Here is a 24535-nt window from a genome sequence, read left to right as displayed (position 1 = left end):
ATGAGATTTCACGTCCTCGGACCGCTCCGAGCCGAGCCGCGAACGCCCACGGCGGCCAAGATGCGCACCGTCCTGGGCACCTTGCTCGTCCACGCCGACGAAGTGGTCTCCACGGACGGCCTCATCGACGAGCTGTGGGGTGACGCCCCTCCGCGCACGGCGCTGACCACTCTCCATGTCTACGTGTCCCACCTGCGCAAACTGCTGGCCGACGACGGAGTGCGGCGCGACGAGACAGACGGCGGGCAGCGGGACGAGAGAATCGAGACGAAGCTGCCCGGCTACCTGATGCGCACCGGCCCCGGGGAACTCGATCTGCACCGCTTCGAGACGCTGTACGCCAAGGGACACGGCGCCTACGCCCGGCACGACTTCGCCGGTGCGGCCGACGCGCTGAGGGAGGCGCTGGGCTTGTGGACCGGCCCGCTTCTCGACGGGGTGCCACACGGCCGGCGCCTGGAAGCGGCGGCGAACCGGCTGGAGACACTGCGTCTCGACGCGCTCGAGCAGCGGATCGCCGCGGACCTGTGGCTCGGTCGCCACCGCGAGCTCGTAGGCGAGCTGACCGTCCTCGCCGGTGAGCATCCGTTGCGTGAGACCCTGCACGCCCACCTCATCGTCGCCCTGTACCGCTCCAACCGGCAGTCCGAGGCGCTGACCGTCTACGACAGCCTGCGGCGCTCCCTGATACGGGAGTTGGGTGCCGATCCGGGGACGGGGCTGCGCGAACTGCACCAGCGCGTCCTTCGCTCGGAACCGATCGCGCACGTCGAGGAGTGCCGCCCCGGTGCCCGGGCCGTCACGGTGCGCGGCACGACACGGCCCGAGCCTGTCGTACGGCTGCCCCCGCGCGGCCCCGAGCCGGCGGGCCGCGGAGGGGAACTGGCGGCCGCCGAGGCGATGTTGCGGGGGACGTCCACGTCACCCCCCGTGCGCGTGCTGCACGTCCTCGGCCCCTCCGGGGTCGGCAAGACCGCGTTCTGTCTCGCGCTCGCCCACCGTGCCGCCGGTCTCTTCCCCGACGGCCGGGTGTTCATGGAACTGAGGGGGTCCGACGGGCGCCCCCTCGACGCCCGCCGGACGCTGCTGCGGCTGCTGCGGCTGCTGCGGCCCGGTCCCAGCGCGCCCTCCCCCGATCCACAGGCCGACGTGGACGAGCTCTCCGACCTCCTCCGGGTGACGCTGTCGGGGCGGCGGCTGCTGCTCGTCCTGGACGACGCCGGGCCGCAGGCGCGGCTGGGACCCGTGCTGACGGCCCTGTCGGCCGGGGCCGTGGTGATCACCGGTCGGCGGGCCACAGCCGTGGTGGACGGCGGCATGGCCCTCACCCTGGACGTGCTGAGTCCCGAAGCCTGTACCGAACTCCTGGTCGCGACAGCCGGGAAGCGGGTCGCCGACGACCCGGCGGCCGCCGAGCGGATCGCCCGGCTCTGCGGCCATCTGCCGCTCGCCGTACGCGCGGCCGGCGCCGCACTCACCGCCCGCCCGCACTGGTCGGCCGCGACGCTGGCGGCACACCTCGACGACGAGCGCACCCGCCTGGAGGTGCTCGGCATCGGCGACCGCGGCATACGTGACCGCCTGTTCGCCGGGTACCGCGAACTCGCTCCGGAGCACCGGCAGGCGTTCCGTCTGCTCGTCCTCGGGCCCGGCGCCGACTTGCCGCTGTGGAGCGCGGCGGCCCTGCTGGGCGTGGACCACGCCCAGGCACAACGCGCCGTGGACGAACTGGTCCAGGCCCGGCTGCTCAGCGCCCGCCCCAGCTCCGACGGGCGCCGCCCGGTGCGCTACGGCTACGACGAGCTGCCCCGGGCGATGGCCCTCGCACTGCTCGCCGACGAGAGTGACGAGCCGGCCCGAGCGGCCACGCTGCGCCTGTGCGCCGCCTACCTGGCGCTGGCCCGGTACGCGGACGCACGGCTGGCGCCGGGGCGCGGCACCGTGGCCCCGGCGGCGCGGGACGTCCCGGAGGCCGCCGTGTGCGCCGCCGAGTGGCTCGGGCCCGAGCACCCGGTCGGGGAGACACCGCTGCGCTGGTTCCAGGAAGAGGGGCCCGCCGTCGTGGCGGTCGTCCAGCGGGCGAGCGCGGCGGGAGCGTGGCCCGCCGTCTGGATGCTGGCCGAGAGCCTCACGGGTTATCTGCAGGTGAGCGGCGAGTGGGACCAGTGGGAGAAGGTCACGGAACTGGGTCTGGACGCCGCGCGCCGGTGCGGGGAACCCGCCGTCGAGGCCGTCCTGCTCTGCGCTCAGGGCGAACTGGCCTGGCAGCGCTGCCGGTTCACGCTGGCGGCGGTGCGTTTTCAACTCGCCCGGCACGTCGCCCGTGACGCGAAGGACCGTCGCACCGAGGCGCGGGCCCTCGTGGGCCTCGCCGACGCCGAGTGGGGTCTCGGGCGGTCGGAGGAGGCCCGCTCGCTCTTCGAGAGGGCCTGCGACCTCAGCCGCGCCGACGGTGATCTACGGGGTCTGTGCGACGCGTCGCGAGGTCTCGGCCTGGCCAACCTGCGCAAGGGAAACCTCAAGAGGGCGTCGTGGAACTTCGCCGAGTGCGAGAAGGCCGCGGACGCGCTCGGCGACCGGCGGTGGGCCGAGTACGCGCGACGCACGGCCGCGGACATCCGGACGGCCCTGGCGACCGGGGACCGACCGCACGGCGGGCCGCTGGAGGTGCGCCCCGGCATGTGGGCCATGGACACGACCGGGATCAGACCCCAGCAAACGGCACAGTGATCCGCGGGCCGGTGTCCCGGTACGGGACGGCCGGTGGGCGCGGGGCGAGGCGGTGGCACCGGGGTGCGTCGTGACGGCCGGGCGACCGTGCTCCACGCACAGCCGCGTGAGGTGCCGTGCGGTGCCTTGCGGCTGCAGGGGCGGGCGGTGGCATACGGGGGCTGCCTGGGCGAGGTGTTGGCGTACGAGGCTGCCTGGGCGAGGTGTTGGCGTACAAGGCTGCCTGGGCAAGGTGGCGTTGGCGTACGAGGCTGCCTGGGCGAGGTGGCGTTGGCGTACGGGTCCGCCAGCCTGTACCCGGGCGGTGGCGTACTGGGCCGCGTGGTACCCACCGGGCGGTGGCGTACTGGGCCGCCTGGACCGGCGTGTTGTCCACGAGACCGCCCGGAACCGGGGGTTGGCCTACGAGGCCGCCTGTACCCACCGGGCGGTTGCCGTAGAGGGCTCGCCTGGACCGGCATGTTGTCCACGAGACCGCCCGGAACCCGGGGTTGGCCTACGAGGCCGCCTTTACCCACCGGGCGGTTGCCGTAGAGGGCTCGCCTGGCACGGGACGGAGGCGTACGACGCCGCCCGGACCGGGGAGTTGACCGACGGGCCCCGCTTGGGCCGAGTGTTGCCCACGGGGCCGCCCGGAACCAGGGGTCGGCGTAGGAGGCTCGCCCGGTACGGGACGGAGGCGTACGGCGTCGCCTGCACCGGGGAGTTGGTCCCCTTGGCGCCGGACCCGACGCCCGAGCGGACGCCCCGGTTCCGAACTCCCCGCCACCGGCGTGTGGACGCCTTTAGCCGCGTACAAGGGGCCGTTTCTACCCTCCGTTTCGAAGAGGTCGCGCCGACTGTGGGAGATCGCATGACCATCCCGACCGAGACCGATGTCCTGATCGTCGGCGGCGGGCCGGCGGGAGCCCTGCTGGGCTGCCTGCTGGCCCGGCGCGGCATCAATGTGCTGGTCGCCGAGAAACAGGCCAGTCTGGCCCGCGAGTTCCGGGGCGAGACCATCGCGGCTCCCTCGGTCGTCACCCTGCACAGGCTCGGCTTCGGCCCCGCCCTCGGCGAGCGGGGTTACCTCCGGACGGCCGCCGTGTCCATGCGGATGGAGGGGCGGCAGGTGATGCGCGTGGACTACGGCCGGTTCCCGGTGGGGCAGCTCCCGATCGACATCCCCCAGCCCTCGCTCATCGGCGTCTTCAACGAGGCCGCGCGGAGCCTGCCGGGATACGCCTACGCCCCCGGGACGAGCTTCACCCGTCTGCTGGAACGGGACGGCACCGTCCGGGGCGCGGTCCTCAGACAGCAGGACGGCTCGAGCGTGGAGGTCCGCGCACGGCTCGTGGTCGGCGCCGACGGCCGCTTCTCCAAGGTGCGCAAGGAGGCCGGCCTGACCGCCCGGATCCAGCCCATGGAGCGGGACTTCCTGTGGATCAAGCTGCCCCGCCCGGCGGACTGGGGAAACGACGCGGAGCTCGTCGTGGACCGGGACAAGCACCTGGTGGTGCTGCCGACCTTCCCGGACTACCTGCGCATCGGTCACAACATTCCCAAGCGCGGGATGGGCGCGCTCCGCAAGGAGGGCCTGGAGGCCTTCCGTGCGGGTATCGCGGCCATCGACCCCCGGCTGGGACCGCTGCTCGAGGAGCACGTGCGCACCTGGGACGACACCGGCTTCCTGGAGATCTTCACCGCCGAGGTGGACCAATGGGCCCGCGACGGCCTCGTCCTGATCGGCGACGCCTCCCACACCTGCACCCCCATCCTGGGACAGGGGGTCAACCTCGCCCTCCAGGACAGCGTGTGCCTGTCGCCCCTCATCGCCCGGGCGCTGGACAGGACCAAGCCGCAGGATCCGGTGCCCGCGTCGGAGTTCTCGGAGTTCATCGCCTCGCGCCGCAAGCACAAGCAGCTGGTGACCCGCTTCCAGCGCATCCAGGAGGCGGCCCTGGCCAAGCACACGCCCCTGCAGACCCTGGTGCGGCGGGCGCGGTTCAGGACGCTGGACCGACTGCCCCTGAAATACGCGCTGTTCAACAAGGTGATCAACGCGCCTCACGCCATCGACCCCGCCGACCTGCGGGCCCCGGCACCCGTGCGGCCGTAGAGACCGGGCGACGGGCCCGTCCTGCGCCGCCGGACCGGTTTTAGCCGTCCGCAAGGACCTCTTCCTAGGTTCAGGATCGCTCGATCCCACCGGGCTTCCGGAAAACCCTCACCGCCTACATAAGGACTCGACGCTGTGAGACTCATCGGCCTCAGCGAGGTACTGCCGGGCGAACCGGTGACCAACCGCGACATGGCGGAGCGTTTCGGCCTGCACGAGAGGTGGCTCGACCGGATGACCGGCAACCGCAGCCGGTACTTCTGCGATCCCCACAGCTCCGAGGACGTGCCCAAGAACACCGGCGACCTGGCCACCTCCGCGGGCCGGCAGGCCATCGAGGCGGCCGGCGTCGACCCGGCCGGGCTCGACTTCCTCGTGCTCGCGACAGGCTCGCCCGACCACCTGATGCCGGCGACGGTCAACACCGTCGCCGACCGCCTCGGCATCAACGACATCCCGACCTTCCAGCTCAGTTCCGGCTGTGCCGGCGCGCTGACGGCCCTCTACACCGCCCGCGGCCTGCTCGCCGCAGGGCTGCGGCGCGGCCTGGTGATCGGCGCCGACTCCGTGGTCAAACTGTGGCCCGCCGACCGTGACCTCAAGCGGATCAGACCCGCCGAGCTGGCCAACTTCGCGCTCTTCGGGGACGGAGCCGGTGCCGCCGTCGTCGACGCCGACGACGAGGGCCCCGGCCTGGTCGTCGAACACCTCCTGCTGCGGACCGTGGGCAAGGGCCGCGCCCCCGCCCAGGTGGTGCGCTGGTACGGCGCGGACGGCGCGCCGACGGTCCCCGGCCCGAACGGCACGCAGGTGCGCGAGGCGATGGGAGAGGAGGACTACAAGGCCATCGAGGAGCACGTCCCCGGCCTGGCCTGCATGGTCCTGGAGGAACTGGCCGCGGCCACCGGATGGCGCGTAGCCGAGGTGGAGCACGTCCTGCCGCCCCAGTTGAACGGGGCCATGACCGAGAAGATCCGTCAGCGCATGGGGGTCAGCGCCGAGCAGGCGGTGTCCTGCGTGGCCGACACCGGCAACAACGGCAACGCCCTCCCCTTCATCCAACTGCACCGCGCCCTGCGGCGCCTGGAGGCCGGCCCCGGTACCGGCGGACGCGTGCTGGTCACCACCATCGAGTCGTCCAAGTGGGTGGTCTCGGGCTTGGCGCTGCGCCACCGGCCCGAGGGGGTGCGGGATGTCGCCTGACCTCGACGCCGTCGGCGGACCCGCGGCACGCCCCGGTGCCACCGCCATGAGGGAGCTGCGCGTGCTCAAGCGCGGCGGTTTCCCCTCCGGGGGTCCCCCGGTGCGCACGCTGCTGAGTGAGATCGACGACGTGCTGGACCTGGAGGCGGCGGGAGCCCTCCTCGGCGGGGCGGTGCCGCTCGAACAGCTCGCCGCCGCGGGCGGGTTCGCCGGACAGCGGATGGCCCTGCTGGGCAGCACGACCATGGACTCGCTCCCCCACCTGCTGACGGCGGTCGGGGTGCGTGAGGGGGTACTGCCCCGGATCCGGCTGTCGGGCTTCAACCAGTGGCGGTTCGAGATCCTCGCGGGCGCCGCGGAGTTGAAGGAGTTCGAGCCGGGCGTGGTGGCCTGTCTCCTGGACGACAGCGCGGTGTTCGAAGCAGTGACGGATCCGCTCGACGTCGCCGAACTCGAGGAGCGCTGCCAGGCCTTCGCCGAGGAGCTCGCCCAGTGGGCGACCGCCGTACGGGAGTCGCTGGGCGGGCTCCTCGTGCTGTGCACGCTGCCGTTGAGCCCGCTGCGCCGCGACCGGATCACCGACTACCGGTCGAAGGCCCGGCTGGACGCCGTCTGGAACCGGATGAACGCCGCCGTGGCGGACCTGGCCGCCGGGCAGCCGGCCACGGTCGTGCTGTCCCACTCCGCCATCGCCGCGCACGCCGGCACCGTGTTCGGCGGCGACCGGATGCGGCATGTCGCGGCGCACGTCTTCGCACCGGAGTTCCTGAAGGCCTACGCCGAGGAACTGGTCCGGGTCGTCCGCGCCGGTCTCGGCCGGGCGGCCAAGTGCCTGCTCCTCGACCTGGACAACACCCTGTGGGGCGGTGTCGTGGGCGACGACGACATCGGCGGCCTGAAGCTCGGTGGCGCCTATCCCGGCACGGCGCACCTGGAACTCCAGGCACTGGCCAGGGACTTGATGAGACAGGGCGTGATGCTCGCGGTCGTGTCGAAGAACGACGACCAAGTCGCCCGGGAGGCCGTCGCCACCCACCCCGAGATGCTGCTGCGCGAGGACTCCTTCGTACGGTTCCGCGCCAACTGGGACCCCAAGCCCGACAACGTCCGCGCGCTCGCCGACGAGCTGAACATCGGCCTCGACGCCATGGTGTTCGTCGACGACAACCCGGTCGAACGCGGTCTGATGCGCCGGCTGCTCCCCGAGGTGGCCACCGTCGAGATGCCGAGGGATCCGGCGGGCTACGCCGCGACCCTCGCCGCGCGGGGCGACTTCAACCTGCTGGAGCTGACCGAGGAGGACCGTGACCGCACGGAGCTGTACCGCGCCCGCGCACGGCGTGCCGAGCTCGAGAGCACGGCCGGGAACCTGGAGGACTACCTGCGGGCGCTCGGCTCCGAACTGACCGTCGAGCCCGCCGGCCCCCTGAACACCGCGCGCATCGTGCAACTCTTCGGCAAGACCAACCAGTTCAACCTGGCCGGCGTCCGCTACAGCGAGACAGAGGTCGCCCAGCGCCTCGCCGAGGGCACCGGCGCGTTCTTCGGGGCCCGCCTCACCGACCACTACGGCGACAACGGACTGATCGCCGCGCTGGCCTTGCGGGAACAGGACGACGGCGTCTGGGAGATCGAGAACTTCGTCCTGAGCTGCCGGGTGTTCTCCCGGAACGTGGAGGACGCCCTCGTGGGCCTGGTGCTGCGCTCCGCCAGGAAGTACGGCGCCCGCGCCGTCACGGCCCGCTTCCGGCCGACGCCGAAGAACGCGCGGTTCGCCGCGTTCTACCCCGCCCAGGGCTTCACCCCCCTTCCCACCGAGGACGGTTCGCCGTCCGTGCTCTTCCGCCACGACCTGGCCGTCACCGCCGACCTGCCCGGGTCGATCCGGATCACCAACGACGAGGGAGCCTTCCATGTCCGCTGACGCAGTCGTCATCGAGGTGATCGGGCAGCTCTTCGACATCGAGGCCGACGAGCTGACCCTGGACACCACCCCGGCCGAGATCGAGGGCTGGGACTCCGTGAACCAGATGCGGATCCTGGTCTACCTGGAACGACAGCTGGGCACGTCGCTGGACTACGACCGGTTCATGAAGGCCGGCTCGCTCGGCGATCTGGCCGCCGTCGTCGCGGACGCGCTGGCCGAGGGGACCGCGGCATGAGCGGCCCGGCCCCGCGCCCGTTCCCGCGGGCCCGCCGAGGGACCTGGACCTTCCTGAACGGAGGGGCGCGCGAGACCTGCCACGTCTACCTCATGGCCGACGTGGACGCCACCGGCCTGCGGCAGGCCCGGGTGTCGAGCGGTGGCAAGCTCAGTTACGTCAGCCTGGTGGTCAAGGCGGCCGCGGACGTGGTCGCCGACTACCCGGAGGCACGCGCCATGCTGCAGGGGGGCTCCCTGCGGCCGCGGCTCGCGGTGCTCGACGACGTCGACGTCAAGGTGCTGTTCGACAAGACCGTCGACGGCGAGCGGTGTGTGCTCGCCGGAACCGTCGAGGCAGCCCAGGAGCGGTCCGCGATCGAGGTGCAGGACGCCATCGACGGATACAAGGACGCGCCGATGACCCCCGACGGGCCGTTCGGGCCGATCCTGCGCATGCAGCGGCTGCCGTTGCCCGTCGCCCGGCTCGTCTACCGCGCCGTCCTGAGGAACCCGGCCCGCAGAGCGGCGGCGCAGGGGACGTTCTCGGTGACGTCCGTCGGGCAGGAACCGGTGCGGGCCATCTTCCCCATGATCTCCGGCACTCTCGGGTTCGGCATCGGCCGTATCGCCGAAGAGCCCGTGGCCCGTGACGGCCGGGTGGTGATCGCGCCCCGGTTCACCCTGTCCCTCGCCTTCGACCACCGGGTGATCGACGGCGCCCTCGCGTCCGAGGTACTCGCACGGGTCAAGGCCCGGCTGGAGTGCTGGGACCTGCCGTAACACCGACCGCCCACCGGACGGCCCACCCCACCTCTCCTCCCTGTCTCCCCCTGGATCACGCACCACGGCACTCCCCGGCCGACTCCCCAGCGCGAGATCCGCGCTTCCCGGCTCACCCGCCGCCCTTGCCGACCGCTCCCCACACCCGAGGTAGACATGCACGCGGACGAAGTCACCCCCGACCTTTCCGAATCCATCGCCATCGTCGGCATGGCCGGCCGCTTCCCCGGCGCCCCGGACACCGACGCCCTGTGGACGCTGATGACGGAGGGCCGTCACGCGATCCGTGACGTCCCGCAGGAGCGCTGGGACGCGACGGCGCAGCTCGATCCCGAAAAACACATCCAGGCGGTCGGCGGTTTCCTGGACGGCGTCGACCGGTTCGACCCGACGTTCTTCGGTATCTCGCCGCGCGAGGTGGAGGACATCGACCCCCAGCAGCGCCTCATGATGGAGGCCGGCTGGCAGGCCCTGGAGGACGCGGGCATCCGCGCCGAGGACCTGCGGGGCTCGCGGACGGGCGTCTACGTGGGCGCCTGCTGGCACGACTACGAGCTGCTGCGCAAGAACAACGGCGGCGGCGCCACCGAGCGCAGTGCGGTCGGGCACGCGATCGACGTCATCTCGGCCCGGCTGTCGTACTTCCTGGAGCTGACCGGCCCGAGCCTCACCGTGAACACCGGTTGCTCCTCCTCCCTGGTGGCGCTCCACCTGGGGGTCCAGGCGCTGCGGCAGGGTGACGTCGACTCCGTACTGGTCGGCGGCGTCAACCTGATCCTGTCGCCGGACGTGTCCATCGGCCTGACCCACTTCGGCGGGCTGTCACCGACCGGCCGCTGCTCCGCGTTCTCCGCCGCCGCCAACGGCTTCGTGCGCGGCGAGGGCGTCGCCGCGATGTACCTCAAGCCCCTGTCGCGGGCGCTGGAGGACGGCGACCGCGTCCACGCCGTCATCGCCGGGACCTTCGTGAACAACGACGGCGGCGGGGAGAGCCTGGTCACCCCGCACTCTCCGGCACAGGAGACGCTGCTGCGCCGCGCCTACACCGAACTGGGTGTGCCGCTGGACAAGCTCGCGTACCTGGAGGCCCACGGCACCGGCACCCGCCGCGGCGACCCGTCGGAGGCCGGGGCCATCGGCCGCGCCGTCGGGCAGGGCCGCAGTGGCGCCGCGGGACCTCTGCCGGTCGGCTCGATCAAGACCAACATCGGCCATCTCGAAGCCGTCTCCGGCATGGCCGGTCTGTTCAAGGCCGTGCTCGCGCTGGAGAACCGCCTCGTGCCGCCCAGCCTGAACTGCGACGAACTCAACCCGGACATCCCGTTCGAGGAACTGAACGTCACGGTGGTGCGCGAGGCGCTGCCGCTGCCGCAGGACACCCCGCTGTACATGGGCGTCAACTCCTTCGGCTGGGGCGGGACCAACGCGCACGTCGTCCTGGCCAGCGCCCCGGCCGAGGTGGCGCGGGGGCCGGTTCCCGCACCGTCGTCGCCGGCGGCCCCCGTGCTGCTGCCGCTGTCCGGACACAGCCAGGAGGCGCTCCGCCGGCGCGCCGAGGACCTGCGGGCCACGGTGGCGCGCGACGACGTCCCCCTGGACGAGGTGGCCGGGACGCTCGCCTGGCAGCGCGACAGCCTGCCGGTGCGGGCCGGGTTCGTCGCCGCGGACCGAGCGGCCCTCGCCGACACCCTGGAGCGGTTCGCCGCCGACCCGCGGCAGGACATCCCCGGCGTGGTCACCGGGCGCTCGCGCCGCCACGGCCGTACCGCGTTCGTCTTCCCCGGCCAGGGGTCGCAGTGGGCGGGCATGGGCCGCGAGCTCTACGAACGGGACGCCACGTTCGCCGCGGTCGTCGACCGCTGCGCCAAGGCCCTCGAACCGCACATCGACTGGGACCTCGTCGAGGTCGTCACCGGCTGGGCCGGCGACGAGTGGCTCACCCGCATCGACATGCTGCAGCCGACCCTGTGGGCGGTTTCCGTGGGCATCGCCGAGATGTGGCGCCGGGCCGGTGTCGAGCCGGACGTCGTCATCGGCCACAGCCAGGGCGAGGTCACCGCCGCCACGGTCGCCGGCATCCTGTCGTACGAGGACGCCGCCCTCGTCATGGCGCTGCGCAGCGCCATCGCCCGCCGCACCTCCGGACGCGGCCGCATGCTCGCGGTCGAACTCGGCAGGGAAGCCGCCCAGGAGGCCCTGGCCGGCTTCGAGGAACTGGTGTCCCTGGCGGTCAACAACGGCCCCACCTCCTGCGTGCTGTCCGGCTCCACCGACGCGGTCGAGACCCTCCGGGAGATCCTGGAGGCCGAGGGCGTCTACTGCCGGATGGTCAAGGTGGACTACGCCTCCCACAGCCCGCAGATGGACGAGCTGCGGGACGACCTGGCCGACGCGCTCGCCCCGGTCCGACCCCGCCGGGCCACCACGCCGCTGATGTCGACCGTGCGCGTCACCGGCCTAGAGGGTCCGGAGATGGACGCCTCCTACTGGATCGACAACCTGCGCAAGCCGGTGCTGTTCGCCGACGCCTTGAGCGCCCTGTTCGACGACGGCGTCACCCATGTCGTCGAGATCAGCCCCCACCCCGTCCTGGCCCCTGCCATCGAGCAGCTCGCCGCGACCCGCGACGACGAACCCGCGGTGCTGACCTCGCTGCGCCGCGACGCGGGCACCCCGGCCGACTTCGCACAGGCCCTGGCCCGCGGTTACGTGTCCGGTCTCCAGCCGTTCGGCGGTCTGCCCCGTCGTGCGTACGCCCCCCTGCCGCACTATCCGTGGCAGCGCGCCGCGTACTGGCTCGACACCGGCAGGCGGCGTTCCGTGCCCCGTGACGGTCTCGACTTCGCCCTGTCGCCCGCCGCGTCCGAGCAGGACACCTGGCAGGGCACGCTCGACCTGGACGTGGACGGCACGCCGTGGCTGGAGGACCACAAGGTCGACGACGCGGTCGTGCTGCCCGGCGCCGCGATGATGGCGTTCGCCCTCGGCGCGGCCCGCTCCCGGCACGGAGTCCTGCCGGCCACCGTCGAGGACGTCGTCTTCAGCAGCGATCTGACGCTCGGCGGGGAACCGGCCCGGCTCAGCGCCCTGTGGCGCGACGACATCTCGGAGGGCGGGAGCTTCGCCCTGCTGTCCCTGGCCGACGGCGCCACCGAGTGGACCGAGCACGCCACCGCACGGGTGCGGCAGCGGCCCGTTCATGCGCCGGCCGTCGACTTCCCGGCCCACCTGCTGGACGTTCCGCCGCGCTCCGCCGAGGAGTTCTACGCGGACTGCGCCGCCCGCGGGCTCAACTACGGCCCGGCCTTCCAGGGGATCCAGCACCTCCACGTCGACGGGGACGCCGCGCTGGCCGAGGTACGGCTCGCCGACCGGTGCCGGGCCGGCGCCCGCCCGCACGGGCTGCACCCCGCGCTGTGGGACGGCGCCCTGCAGGCCTGCCTGGCACTGACCGAGGAGGGGCGGACGGTCGTGCCGACCGGGGTGCACAGGGTGCACCTGTTCGACGACCTGCCCGAGCCGGTCCTCGCCCTGTGGTCCCACGCGGTGCGCCGCGACACGTACCTGTTCGACCTGTACCTCTTCGCATCCGACGGTTCGGACACGTCCGGTGGCCGACCGCTGATGGTCATGGAGGGCCTGGAACTGCGGCCGCTGGCCGCCGGCGGGCCGGCCACCGACGACACCGAGCGCGAGTACCGCCTGGTGTTCCGCGAGGAGCCGCGCCCCGAGGCGGCCACACCGCCGCCGGCCTGGTTCGTCTGCGGTGCGGACGCCGCGCGGGAACTCGCCGAGGCCCTCCGGACAGCCGGAGCGCCCGTGACCCTGGCCGGTGACGGAGGCCCCGAGAGCTGGGCGGCGGACCTCGCCGCAGCCGGCGAGGTCACGGCGGTCGCCTACGCGGCCCCGGACGCGCGGGACGGACTGGCCGCGCAGCGCGCCGCCCTGGCCGCGCTTCCCGCCCTCGTCAAGGCCTGCCTCGCGCGGCCGGTACCGCCGCGCCTCGCGGTCGTCACCACCGCCGCTCAGGCCGTCGACGCCGCCGACCGCCCCGACCCCGGCGCCGCCCTGTTCTGGGGCTTCACCCGGGTCCTGGGCCGCGAGCACTCCGAGCTCCAGCCCCTGCTCGTCGACGTAAGGCCGGGCGACGGGGCCGGGGAGTGCGCGGCCGAACTGCTCACCGGGGACGGCGAGGACCAGGTGGTGCTGCGCGGTGGTCGCCGTCTCGTCGGACGTCTGGTGCGCGGCACGTCCGCTGACGCCCCGGACGCGGTGCCGGTGCCCTGGCGCAGCTCCAGCCAGCCCTTCCGTCTCAGCGCGGACCGCCCCGGCTTCTGGGACTCGCTGGTCCACCGCCCGCTCAGCAGGCGTGCTCCCGGACCGGGTGAGATCGAGATCGCGGTGACGGCGGCCGGGCTGAACTTCATCGACGTCATGAAGGCCATGGGCACCTACCCCGATCCCTCGGGCGGCGCGTCGCTGCTGGGCGGCGAGTGCGCCGGACGGGTGGCCGCGGTCGGCCCCGGCGTCGAGGACCTGTCCCCGGGCGACCGGGTGGTGGGCTGCGTCATGGGCTCCTTCGCCTCCCATGTGGTGGTCCGCGCGGACCACGTGCAGCGGGTGCCGGACAGCGTGGACGACGTCGACGCCGCCGGTCTTCCGCTGGCCCTGGCCACCGCCTGGTACGGACTGCACGACCTGGGCCGGCTGGCGCAGGGCGAGACCGTCCTGGTCCACTCCGCGGCCGGCGGCCTCGGCCTGGCCGCCGTCGAGGTGGCCAGGTCACTGGGGGCCACGGTCATCGCGACCGCGGGCAGCGAGGACAAGCGGGCCCACCTGCGCGGCCTGGGCATCGAGCACGTCTTCGACTCCCGCGACCTGTCGTGGGCCGACGAGGTGCGCGCCGCCACCGGCGGCCGGGGGGTGGACGTGGTCCTCAACTCCCTGACCGGCGCGGCCATCCGGCTCGGTCTGGAGGTCCTGGCCGAGGACGGCCGCTTCATCGAGGTCGGCAAGAAGGACATCTACGGGGCCAGGAACATCAGCCTGTCCGCGTTCCGCAAGGGCATCAGCTTCGCGGCCGTGGACCTCGCCGGCCTGATGAACCGCCGTCCCGAACGCTTCGCCAGGCTCTTCGCCGACGTCTGGCGGCGGGTGACCGACGGCAGCATCGCGCCGCTGCCGGTCCAGCCCTACACGTTCGTGGACGCGGCCGAGGCGCTGCGCGAGATGTCGCACGGCAACCACATCGGCAAGTTCGTGCTCACCGGGCCGAACACCGTGTCCGTGGTGGCGCCGGAGCCGATGCCGCAGGGCCGCTTCCGGGCCAACGGCAGTTATCTGATCACCGGCGGCCTCGGTGCCCTGGGCCTGTCGCTGGCCGAGTTCGCCGCCGACCGCGGGGCGGGCGCCCTGGCCCTGCTCGGCCGCTCACGGCCCGGTGAGCAGGCGCTGGCCCGGATCGCCGAGCTGCGGCGGCGCGGCGTGCGGGTGGAGACGTACGCCTGCGACGTCTCCGACGAGGCGGCACTCGGCGAGACCCTGCGGCGGATCCGGGCCGAACTGCCGGTACCGCGCGGTGTCTTCCACGCGGCCGGTCTGCTCGACGACGCCACCGTCGTCAACATGCGGCCGGAGCAGGTGGACCGCGTGCTCGCGCCCAAGGTCGACGGCGCCCGGCACCTCGACGCCGCGACCGCGGGCGACCCGTTGGACTTGTTCGTGATGTTCTCCTCGGCCGCGGCCCTGGTCGGAAACGCCGGACAGGCCGCCTACGCGGCCGCCAACGCCTACCTGGACACGCTCGCCGAGACGCGCAGGCGCCGCGGACTGCCGGGGCTCAGCGTCCAGTGGGGCCCGTTCGCCGGCATCGGACTCGCCGCCCAGGACGACGTCCGCGGGGCACGGCTGGGCGAGCGCGGCATGGACAGCTTCCCCGCCGAGGAGGCGTGGCAGGCGCTGGCCCGCTTCCTGGGCCGCGACCAGCAGGTCGTCGGATACGTGCCGCTCAACCTGCGCCAGTGGTTCGACGCCTATCCGGACACCGCCGGCCAGAAGACCTGGCAGCTGCTGCGCGACCTGTCGCGGGAGGCCGGACCGGCGTCCTCGGCGGCGGGCGGCGAGTTCCGGGCGCTGCTGCGGACGGCCGAGGCGGACACGCACCAGGAACTGGTGGAGTCCAGGGTCAGGGAGATCGCCGGCCGGGTGCTGCGCCTGGAACCGGCGGCGATCGACCGGGACACGGCCTTCAAGACGCTCGGGCTGGACTCGCTGATGAGCCTGGAGCTGCGCAACCGTCTGGAGGCCGTGTTCGGCCTGAAGCTCTCGCCGACCCTGCTGTGGACGTACGGCAGCACCCGCGCGCTGTCCGGTGTCCTGCGCGAGCGGCTGCTCGACTCGATGTCCCCCGCCGCCTGAGCCCGACCACTGCCACGACGACAAGGACTGCCTGACCATGACTTCGAGCAGCAGCGCGGGGAAGACCGTCACTCCGCTGACCCGCGCCATGGAGACGATCAAGAACCTCCGGGCCCAGCTCGACGAGCGCAGCGGCCGCCAGCCGCTCGCCATCGTCGGCGTGGGCCTGCGCTTCCCGGGCGGGATCCACGATCTCGACTCCTTCTGGGAGGCGCTGGAGAACGGCCACGACCTGGTGACAACGATTCCTCAGGGACGGACGGGCCCCTTCGCCGGGGAGTGGGCGGCCCTGCCCAACCGGGGCGGCTTCCTCGACGAGATCATGGAGTTCGACGCCGCGTTCTTCGGGATCAGCCCGCGCGAGGCCCGTGCCATCGACCCCCAGCACCGCCTGCTGCTCGAAGTCGCCTGGGAGGCGCTGGAGAACGCCGCCCTGCCGCCCGACCGGCTGGGTGGGCGGACTGTCGGTACCTTCGTCGGCATCAGCGGCCGCCACGACTACTGGGACTGGCTGGCCGGTGACATGGACTCCCACTGGCCGACCGGCAACGGGCACAGTTTCGCCGCCGGGCGCATCGCCTACACCATGGGCTTCACCGGCCCGACCGTGGCCAACGACACGGCCTGCGCCTCCTCGCTGGTCGCCCTCCACGACGCGGCCCGTGCCCTGCGCGGCGGCGAGTGCGACATCGCGCTCGCCGGCGGCGTCAACCTGGTGGTCTCCCCCGGTTCCACCCGGGTCATCAACCACACCGGCGCCCTCGCGCCCGACGGCCTGTGCAAGCCGTTCGACGCCCGGGCCAACGGCTTCACCCGCGGTGAGGGCTGCGGTTTCGTGGTGCTGAAGCGCCTCGACGACGCGGTGCGCGACGGTGACCGCGTGCACGCCGTCGTGCGGGGGTCGGCCGTCAACCAGGACGGGCGCTCCAACGGGTTCACCGCGCCGAACGTCCTCTCCCAGATCTCCCTGATCGGCGCCGCGCTGGCGGACGCAGGCCTCACTCCGGCCGACATCGGCCTGGTCGAGGCGCACGGCACGGGCACCGCGCTGGGCGACCCCATAGAGATGGAGGCGATTCTCGAGTCCCTGGCCCGCAGGAACGGCGGCGCCCGGCTGCACGTCGGTTCGGTGAAGGCCAACATGGGGCATCTCGAGGCGGCCGCCGGAATCGCCGGTCTGGTCAAGGCCGTCCTGTGCCTCCAGCGCCGCGCGGTGCCGCCGCTGGTCCACTTCCGGACCCTGAATCCCCGTATCGAACTCGACGGGGCGGACGTCCTGTTGAGCCCGGAGCTCGTGCCGTGGGACACCGCACGGACCGGTGCGTACGCCGGTGTCAGCTCGTTCGGCATGAGCGGCACCAACGCCCATGTCGTCCTCGGCCCGGCCGAGATCCGCCCGGCAGCCGACGACGACGGGCCCGTGACGGGTTTCGAGATCTCGGCCAGGTCCCCGCAGGCCCTGCGGGCGCTGGCCGCCCGCTTCGGTGAGCGCCTCGGAGCCACCGCGGACGAGGACTACCCGGCCTTCGCCTACACGGTCACCGCCGGGCGGGCCCGGCTCCCGGTCCGCGCCCGGGTGGAGGCCCCGGACCGGGTCACGGCGGTGGCCGCGCTCGACTCCGTGGCAGCGGGCGCCCCGAGTGCCGCCGTCACCGTCCTGGACGGTGTGCCCACGGTCGACCCCGCCCCGGTCCCCCCGGCCCGGCGCGTGCTCGACCTGCCCAACTACCCCTGGGAACGGCGGCGGTACGCGCCGGGGTCGGCCCGACCCGCAGCGTCCGAGGTGCCGTTGCACGTGCTCGACTGGGAGCAGGTCGCACCGCCGGAGGCCGTGGCGGGCGCCGTCGTCCTCGCCGGTGACGACGAGCGGCTGCTGGCCCTGCTGGAGCGCGAGGCCGTGGCCCAGGGTCTGAACACCGTCGTCCTGCGACCGGCGGACGACGGGGTCGGCTCGGAAGAGCGGGACGCCGTCCTGCCCGTCGACCTGGAGGGCTGGGCCGCGTTCTGGGCCGGCCGGCCCGCCGCCGAGCGGGTCCGTCTGGTACTGGCGATGCGGGCCGCACCACTGCCCGACGACGTCAGCGAGGAGCAGGACATCGCCGGGCGCGGTGCGGCACTGTGCGCCGCCGTCACCGCGGCGGTGCACGGTCTCGACGCCGGCTCGTCCTCCGGCAGGGCCCATGTCGTCACCACCGGCACCCGCCGGATCACCGACGAGGAGGCCGTGACGGCCTCCGACCACGGCCTGCTGCACGGCCTCGCCGCCGTGCTCGGCCTGGAGTTCCCGCACTGCTGGGGCGGCGTGCTGGACCTGCCCGCGGACCCCGCCGGGCCGGACGCGGCGGCGCTGCTGCGCCTGGTCGCCGGCGAGTCCGGCGAGGACCTGGTGGCCGTCCGGTCCGGCCGGATCCTGGCGGCCCGCGTCACGGAGGTGGCACGGGACCAGGTCACCCCGCTCCCGGTCCGCCCCGACGCCACCTACCTGATCACCGGCGGCCTCGGCGGAATCGGCCGCGCGGTCGTCGGCGACTTCGTCCGGCGCGGCGTACGCCATCTGCTGCTGGTGGGACGCACACCTCAGGACCGGCTCGGCCGGCAGGCCGCGGCGCTGCTCAGCGCGCTGCGCGAGGACGGCGTCGACGTGGCGTACCGCGCCGCCGACTGCGACGACGCCACCGAACTGGCGGCCGCCTGCCGGGTGCTGGAGACGATGCCCCCGGTGCGCGGCATCGTGCACACCGCGGGCACCCTGCCGCACCAGCCGCTCGTCGAGGCGGACACCGGGACGTTCGCCGCCGCGCTGCGGGGCAAGTACACCGGCGCCTGGTGGCTGCACCTGCTCAGCCGCGACTGGCCGGTCGACTTCATGGTGCTGACCTCCTCGGTCTCCGCGTTGTGGGGCACCGAGGGGTACGGCGCGTACGCCGCCGCCAACGGCGGACTGGACGCGGTGGCCGCGGTGCGCGCCGCCGCCGGACTCGCCGCGGTCAGTGTCGAGTTCGGCCCGTGGGCGGTCGAGGGCGGCATGGCGGACGAGGCCGGGCGCGCGGCGCTGGCCCGCACGGGTGTCGGCGCACTGACCCCGCAGACCGGCACCGGCGGCTTCGTCACCCCCGCCCCTGGCGCCGAGCCGCTGCTCATCGCCTGCCCCGTGGACTGGCCCCGGTTCACCGAGGTTCTCGCGGTCCGCAGACGGCGCCCGCTGTTCGCGCGGATGGCGCCCGCGGCGGGGGCGGCCGGGCCGGACGCGTCCATGGCCGGATCCGCCGGGCCGGACGCCGAGGTGACGGCCGCCCCGGCGACGGCACCTGAGCCCGCACCCGCGACGACACCCGCGTCGACCCCTTCCTCGGCCCCCGCGGCCGCGGCCGTCCTGGCACAGCCCGAGCGGGCCAGGCCCGCAGCGGCCAGGGATCACGTACGCACCACCCTGGCGGCGATCCTCGGCCACGACGACGCCCGCGCGGTCCGCGACGACCTGGGCTTCTTCGACCTGGGCCTGGACTCCGTCATGGCGATCGACCTGGAACGCGAACTGTCGGCCGCGTTCGGCGTCGAGGTCCGGGTCGCCGACATCTTCGACCACCCCACCGTCACCGAACTGGCCGAGCACACCCTCGGCCTGCTCCTGAGCGCCCCGTCGCCCGAACCGCCCGTCCCACCGGTGACGGCACCCGAACCGGCCGCCCCCCGCCCGGCATCCCTCGCGGCCCGATCCGTACCGGCCGCCCCCCGGCCGACCGCCCCCCAGCCGGCCCCGACCACGCACCCCGCCCCCGAGCCCGCCCCGGAGCAACCGACGAAGGAGCCCATCGCCATCGTCGGCATGGCGGGCCGCTTCCCCGGCGCCGACTCGGCCGACGAGCTGTGGGACCTGCTGAGCGAGGGCCGGGACGGGGTCGGTCCGGTACCGCCGGAGAAGTGGGACAGCGCCCGGCTGACCGACGCCGACCCGCTGCGGCCCGGCAGCGTCACCACCGACCAGGGCGGCTTCCTGCGCGACCCGGCCCGCTTCGACGCCGCGTTCTTCGACATCCCGGCCCGCGAGGCGGAGAGCCTGGATCCCCAGCACCGGCTGGTGCTGGAGTCCGCCTGGCACGCGATCGAGGACGCGCGCATCGACCCCCGGCGCCTCAGGGGCAGCCGTACCGGCGTCTACCTCGGCATCTCCAACTCCGACTACGCGCGGCTGCTCGAACAGGGCGGCCTCGACCAGCTCGACGCCTACTTCAGCACCGGTACGGCCCTCAACGCCGCCGCCGGCCGCATCGCCTACCTCCTCGGCCTCACCGGTCCGGCGCTCGCGGTCGACACGGCCTGCTCCTCCTCGCTCGTCGCCCTGCACCTGGCCATGCGGTCACTGCGCCACGGCGACACCGACTGCGCCCTGGCCGCGGGCGTGAACATCATCGCCGCGCCCTCGTGCTCGGTCGCGGTCAGCAGGGCCCACATGCTCTCGCCCGACGGCCGCTGCAAGGTCTTCTCGGCCGAGGCGGACGGGTTCGTGCGGGCCGAGGGCTGCGGGGTGCTGGTCCTCAAGCGGCTCAGTGACGCGCGGCGCGACGGCGACCGGGTGCTGGCCGTCCTGCACGGCAGCGCGATCAACCAGGACGGCGCGAGCTCCGGGCTGACGGCGCCCAACGGCCGCGCCCAGGAAGCGGTCATCAAGGCGGCCCTCGCCGACGCCGGCGTCGAGGGATCCCAGGTGTCGTATCTGGAGGCGCACGGCACCGGCACGTCCCTGGGCGACCCGATCGAGCTGCGCGCGGCATGGTCGGCGCTCGGCGAGGGCCGCCGCCCCGGCGAGCCGCTGCTCATCGGCTCGGTCAAGAGCAACATCGGCCACAGCGAGTCCGCGGCCGGCATGGCGGCCGTCATCAAGACGGTGCTGTCCCTGCGGCACGAACGCATCCCGGCGAACCTGCACTTCGGCACGCCGAACCCGCATGTGCCCTGGCGCGACATGAACATCCGCGTGGTGGACACGCCCGTCCCGTGGCGGGCCGGCGACCGGCCCCGCTACGCCGGTGTCTCCGGCTTCGGGTTCTCCGGCACCAACGCCCACCTCGTCATCGGCGAGGCACCGACCGCCCCCGACGTCCCCGGCGGTCCGGCCGAGGGCCCGTACCTGGTACCGCTGGCGGCGCCCGACGAGGCCGGGCTCCAGCGGCTGACCACGGCCTGGGAGAAGCACCTCGCGGCCGCGCCGGACGCGGCGCTGCCCGCCCTGGCGACCACCGCCGGCGCGGGCCGCGCCCACTTCCCCGTGCGGCGCGCCGTCCTCGGCAAGGACACGGCGGAGCTGCTGACGGCGTTGCGCAAGCCCGCGCCGTCCGCCGGGGCCGGCCGCGCGCCGCGGGTGGCCTTCCTCTTCTCCGGCCAGGGCAGCCAGTACTTCGGCATGGGCCGTGAGCTGTACGAGACGGAACCGGTCTTCCGCGACGTCGTCGACTCCTGCGACCGGATCCTCGCCCGGCACCTCGACGTCTCACTGCACCAACTGATGTTCTACGGCGCCGCCGAGAAGGAATTGATCAACCAGACCCGGTACACCCAGCCGGCGCTGGTGACCCTGGAACTGGCGCTGGCGGCGCTGTGGGAGTCCTGGGGGGTCACCGCGAGTGTGGTGATGGGCCACAGCGTCGGCGAGATCGCCGCCGCCATCCACGCCGGCGTGATGGGCCCGGAGGCGGGCCTGACGCTGATCGCGCACCGTGCGCGGTTGATGCAGGAGACCGCGCCGGGCGGCATGCTCGCCGTCAACGCGCCTCTGGAGAAGGTCACCGAGTGGCTGCGGGACACCGATCTGGACGTCGCCGCCGTCAACGGCCCGGAGGCGGTGGTGGTCGCCGGCGCGCCGGGCGACGTCGAGGCGTTCGCCGCGCGGATGAAGGAGCAGAGGGTCACCGCGCGCGCCCTGGTCGTGTCGCACGCGTTCCACTCGCGCCTGATGGAGCCGGTGCTTGCCGATCTGGAGGCGGCCATCGCACCGCTGGAGTTCGGCGCTCCGGGCATCCCGCTCATCGCCAACGTGACCGGCCGGCTCGCCCTGCCCGACGAGTACGGCACGGAGTACTGGTCCCGGCACATCCGTCGGCCGGTGCTGTTCCACGACGGCGCCCGTCAACTGGCCGAACTCGACGTCGACCTCTGCCTGGAGTTGGGCCCCGACCGCACCCTCGGCCATCTGGTCACCGCCGCCGGGCTCGCCCCCGCGGGCGGCACCGTGCCGTCGCTGAGGCGCGGCGGCAAGGACCGGACCATGATGCTGGGCGCCGTCAAGGCGCTGTACGAGCAGGGCCAGGACCTGCGCTGGGACAAGGTGCAGGCGTTCCTCGGCGGATCGCGGGGTGACGTGCCCCGCTACCCGTTCGCGGACACCAGGTACTGGACGCGGGTGGCCCCGCGCCCCACCCCGGGCACCACGGCGGATCTCGGCGTCGCACCCGGTGCCCGGCACTGGGGCACCGAGCTGCGCTCGCCCGCGCTGACCGGCCGGGTCTTCTCGTTCCGGCGCAGCAGCGGCTTCCCGGCGTACCTCACCGACCACCGCCTGTACGGCACGGTCGTCACCCCAGCCGCCTCGCACCTGGGCACGATCCTGTCGGCCCTGGCCCCGAACGGTGCCCCCCTCACCCTCGAGGACCTGGTCTGCCCCCGGGCCCTGGTCATCCAGGACGACGAGGTCTTCGACACACAGATCCTGGTGGACGGCGCGGACGGGGCGGACGGGCCGGCACGGCTCAGGGTCGAGAGCCTGGTCCGCCCGGACACGGACGAGTGGGAGGAACACCTGTCCGCCCGGGTCGCCGTGCCCGGCGACGACCACCCCGCCGCGCCCGACCGCGACGCCTTCACGGCGGAGGCCGACCGCCACATCACCGGAGAGGACTTCTACAGCTACTTCCGCGAGCTGGGTTACACCCTCGGCCCGTCCTTCCGCTGGATCGCCGACGTGTGGATCCGCGGCGAGGAGGCCCTGGTCCGCTACGCCCGGCCGGAACTGCCCGACGACGTGTCGGACTACGAGCTCTACCCGGGCCTGATCGACTCCTGCTTCCAGAGCATCGCCGGCTTCATGGTCGACGACGTGGCCGAGGAGGCGCCCTCGCTGGCGATCCCCTTCGCCGCGACCCGGCTGTCGTTCCCGGCACGCCCCCGGGCCGCCGGCGAACTGTGGGGCCATGTGCGGGTCACCAAGGCGGACCCGCTGCCGCGTGGGCGCCGCCGGGTGGAGACCGCCGACCTGCACCTGTTCACCGGCTCCGGTACGAGCGTCCTGGTGGCCGACGGGTTCCGGGTCCGGCACGCGCCGAAGTCGGTCCTGCAGGAGAGCCTGCGGGCCGGCCTGCCGCACGCCTATGAGCCGGGCTGGACGGAACTGCCCGTGCGCCCCGCGGGTCCGGTCACCGCGCGGCGGATCCTCCTGGTCGGTGCCGACCAGGGGTGGGGCACCCGGCTCCTGGACGCGCTGCGTGCCCTCGGCCACGAGGTGTCCACCGGAACGGAGGTCCCGGCGGTCGTCCCTTCCGCGGCCCTCTCGGCCGACCTCGTCGTCGACGCCCGGTTCTGCCGGACGGGCGCGCAGAGCGGCGAGGACGCGCTGGGCGCGGTGCTCGACCTCGCGGCGTCGCTGAAGGCGGCGCGGTCGGTGCCGTACGCCGTACTGGGCGACGGCCGCCCGGAGGCCGCGCCGGGACGTGAGGCCCTGTGGGGGATGCTCACCGCGCTGGAGGCCGAGGACGCGGAGCGCACCCTGCTGCGCGTCACCCTCGACGACGGCTGGGACGCCGCGGTCCTGGCGCGGGAGCTGTCCTCGGCACTGGACGCGGGGGTTCCCGAGCCCCGGCTCGCGGTCGGCCCCGGTACGGTCCGGGCCGCACGGCTGCTCCCGGTGGCCACCGCGCCCGCCGTGCCGTCGTGGCAGGGCAGCGTGCTGATCACCGGCGGTCTGGGCGCGCTCGGACTCGCCACCGCCCGGATACTCGCCCGGCAGGGGGCGAGGGCCCTGACGCTGATGGGCCGGTCCGAGCCGGACGAGGTCGCCCGGCAGGTGATCGCCGGCCTGGAGGCGGACGGCGTCCGGGTCACCGTGGCCCGGGGTGACGTGACCGAACCCGCCGACTGCGTCCGCGCCGTGGAGACCGCGACGGCCGTGGCACCGCTGCGAGGTGTCTTCCACCTCGCGGGTGTCAACGCCGACGGCGCCTTCGACAACCTGGCCCCGCAGTCCTTCGAGACGGTGTTCGCGGCAAAGGTGCGCGGCGCCGAGAACCTGGTCGCGGCGGCGAAGGGCGAGGTGCTCGACTCCCTGGTGCTGTTCTCCTCGGTGTCCAGCGTGCTCGGCTCGGCGGGGCAGGCCAACTACGCCGCGGCGAACGGCTGCCTCAACGGCCTGGCGCGGCGGCTGCGGGCCGCCGGCGTGCCCGCGACGAGCGTGGCCTGGGGGCCGTGGGTGCCTGCGGCCAAGGGCGGCATGGCGGCCGAGGCCGCGGTGGGACGGGCCACCGAGCGGCTGGGCGTCCGCCCGCTCACCGACGAGGAGGCCGCGCCGCTGCTCGCCCTGGCAGTCGGCGGGGACCGTCCGCAGCTGGTCGCCGTCTCGCTGGACCAGGCCCGCTACGCCGAGCAGGTGGGCGAGCGTCCCCGGGCGGCGTTCACCTCGGCCCTGGTGTCGGAGGAGGGCCGCAAGCAGGCGGCCGAGAACCGCGGGACCCGGCCCAAGGGGTGGCTGCGCGAACTGCTCGACGGCGTCCCCGTCTCCGCGCGGGAGGACGGCCTGCGGGACGCGGTCCGGGATCTGGTCGTGGAGATCCTCGGCGAGGGCGACCTGGTCGACGAGACGGTGGGCTTCGCCGACCTGGGCCTGGACTCGATCATGGTGATCGACCTGCGGGCGCGGCTCGCCCACGCCCTCGACCTGGACCTGCCCGCCACCGTGGCGATCGACCACCCGACCGTCCCGGCCCTGGTCCGCTTCGTGACCGGCTCCCTGACCGCCGGGGCCGGTGACACCGGCCCGGGCGCCGGCGCGGCGGTGTCCCGGCCTGCCGGAACGGCACCGGCGGAACCGGCGGAACCGGCGGACGGGACGGACCCCTCGGACCTGTCTTTCGAGGAACTCCTGCAAGCGGTCAGCAACGACCTGGAGATATGAGGACGAG

8 protein-coding genes are annotated in these 24535 nt (G+C 73.8%); all 8 read left to right on the top strand.

Translation table 11 applies throughout. From position 1 onward, the window contains the following. The 8 genes from ACFYZ8_RS28505 (at position 1) to ACFYZ8_RS28470 (ending at position 24528) form a co-directional block, all read left to right on the top strand. A complete protein-coding gene (locus ACFYZ8_RS28505; RefSeq protein WP_388537959.1) occupies positions 1 to 2730 on the top strand; it encodes a BTAD domain-containing putative transcriptional regulator in 2730 nt (909 codons plus the stop codon). 853 nt (positions 2731 to 3583) lie between these two features. Beyond that, positions 3584 to 4828: an FAD-dependent monooxygenase gene (locus ACFYZ8_RS28500; RefSeq protein ID WP_388537958.1), complete on the top strand. Its 1245-nt coding sequence runs from the start codon at positions 3584 to 3586 to the stop codon at positions 4826 to 4828. A gap of 135 nt (positions 4829 to 4963) precedes the next feature. Then, positions 4964 to 6031, top strand: coding sequence for a 3-oxoacyl-ACP synthase III family protein (locus ACFYZ8_RS28495; RefSeq protein ID WP_388537956.1), 1068 nt, complete (start codon positions 4964 to 4966; stop codon positions 6029 to 6031). Further along, entirely contained in the window at positions 6021 to 7955 is a 1935-nt protein-coding gene (locus ACFYZ8_RS28490) for an HAD-IIIC family phosphatase (RefSeq protein ID WP_388537954.1), read from the top strand. Before ACFYZ8_RS28495 ends, ACFYZ8_RS28490 begins: the two co-directional genes overlap by 11 nt. Beyond that, the gene (locus ACFYZ8_RS28485) at positions 7945 to 8193 is read left to right on the top strand and encodes an acyl carrier protein (RefSeq protein ID WP_359029708.1); all 249 of its coding nucleotides are present in this window, start codon (positions 7945 to 7947) and stop codon (positions 8191 to 8193) included. Before ACFYZ8_RS28490 ends, ACFYZ8_RS28485 begins: the two co-directional genes overlap by 11 nt. Beyond that, positions 8190 to 8954: a 2-oxo acid dehydrogenase subunit E2 gene (locus ACFYZ8_RS28480; RefSeq protein ID WP_388537953.1), complete on the top strand. Its 765-nt coding sequence runs from the start codon at positions 8190 to 8192 to the stop codon at positions 8952 to 8954. Before ACFYZ8_RS28485 ends, ACFYZ8_RS28480 begins: the two co-directional genes overlap by 4 nt. A 156-nt stretch (positions 8955 to 9110) precedes the next feature. Next, positions 9111 to 15371: an SDR family NAD(P)-dependent oxidoreductase gene (locus ACFYZ8_RS28475; protein WP_388537951.1), complete on the top strand. Its 6261-nt coding sequence runs from the start codon at positions 9111 to 9113 to the stop codon at positions 15369 to 15371. 37 nt (positions 15372 to 15408) lie between these two features. Beyond that, entirely contained in the window at positions 15409 to 24528 is a 9120-nt protein-coding gene (locus ACFYZ8_RS28470; protein ID WP_388537949.1) for an SDR family NAD(P)-dependent oxidoreductase, read from the top strand. Positions 24529 to 24535 lie beyond the last annotated feature (7 nt).

The sequence above is a fragment of the Streptomyces sp. NPDC001668 genome (genome assembly GCF_042893155.1).
GTDB lineage: Bacteria > Actinomycetota > Actinomycetes > Streptomycetales > Streptomycetaceae > Streptomyces.
Note: the sequence above shows the minus strand (reverse complement) of the source record. Positions and strands in the feature narration are given on the sequence as shown.

Bases quoted from the DNA above. Each gene is read 5' to 3' on its own strand.
- ACFYZ8_RS28485 (WP_359029708.1), top strand. From the start codon at position 7,945: ATGTCCGCTGACGCAGTCGTCATCGAGGTGATCGGGCAGCTCTTCGAC.
- ACFYZ8_RS28480 (WP_388537953.1), top strand. From the start codon at position 8,190: ATGAGCGGCCCGGCCCCGCGCCCGTTCCCGCGGGCCCGCCGAGGGACC.
- ACFYZ8_RS28475 (WP_388537951.1), top strand. From the start codon at position 9,111: ATGCACGCGGACGAAGTCACCCCCGACCTTTCCGAATCCATCGCCATC.
- ACFYZ8_RS28490 (WP_388537954.1), top strand. From the start codon at position 6,021: ATGTCGCCTGACCTCGACGCCGTCGGCGGACCCGCGGCACGCCCCGGT.
- ACFYZ8_RS28505 (WP_388537959.1), top strand. From the start codon at position 1: ATGAGATTTCACGTCCTCGGACCGCTCCGAGCCGAGCCGCGAACGCCC.
- ACFYZ8_RS28470 (WP_388537949.1), top strand. From the start codon at position 15,409: ATGACTTCGAGCAGCAGCGCGGGGAAGACCGTCACTCCGCTGACCCGC.
- ACFYZ8_RS28500 (WP_388537958.1), top strand. From the start codon at position 3,584: ATGACCATCCCGACCGAGACCGATGTCCTGATCGTCGGCGGCGGGCCG.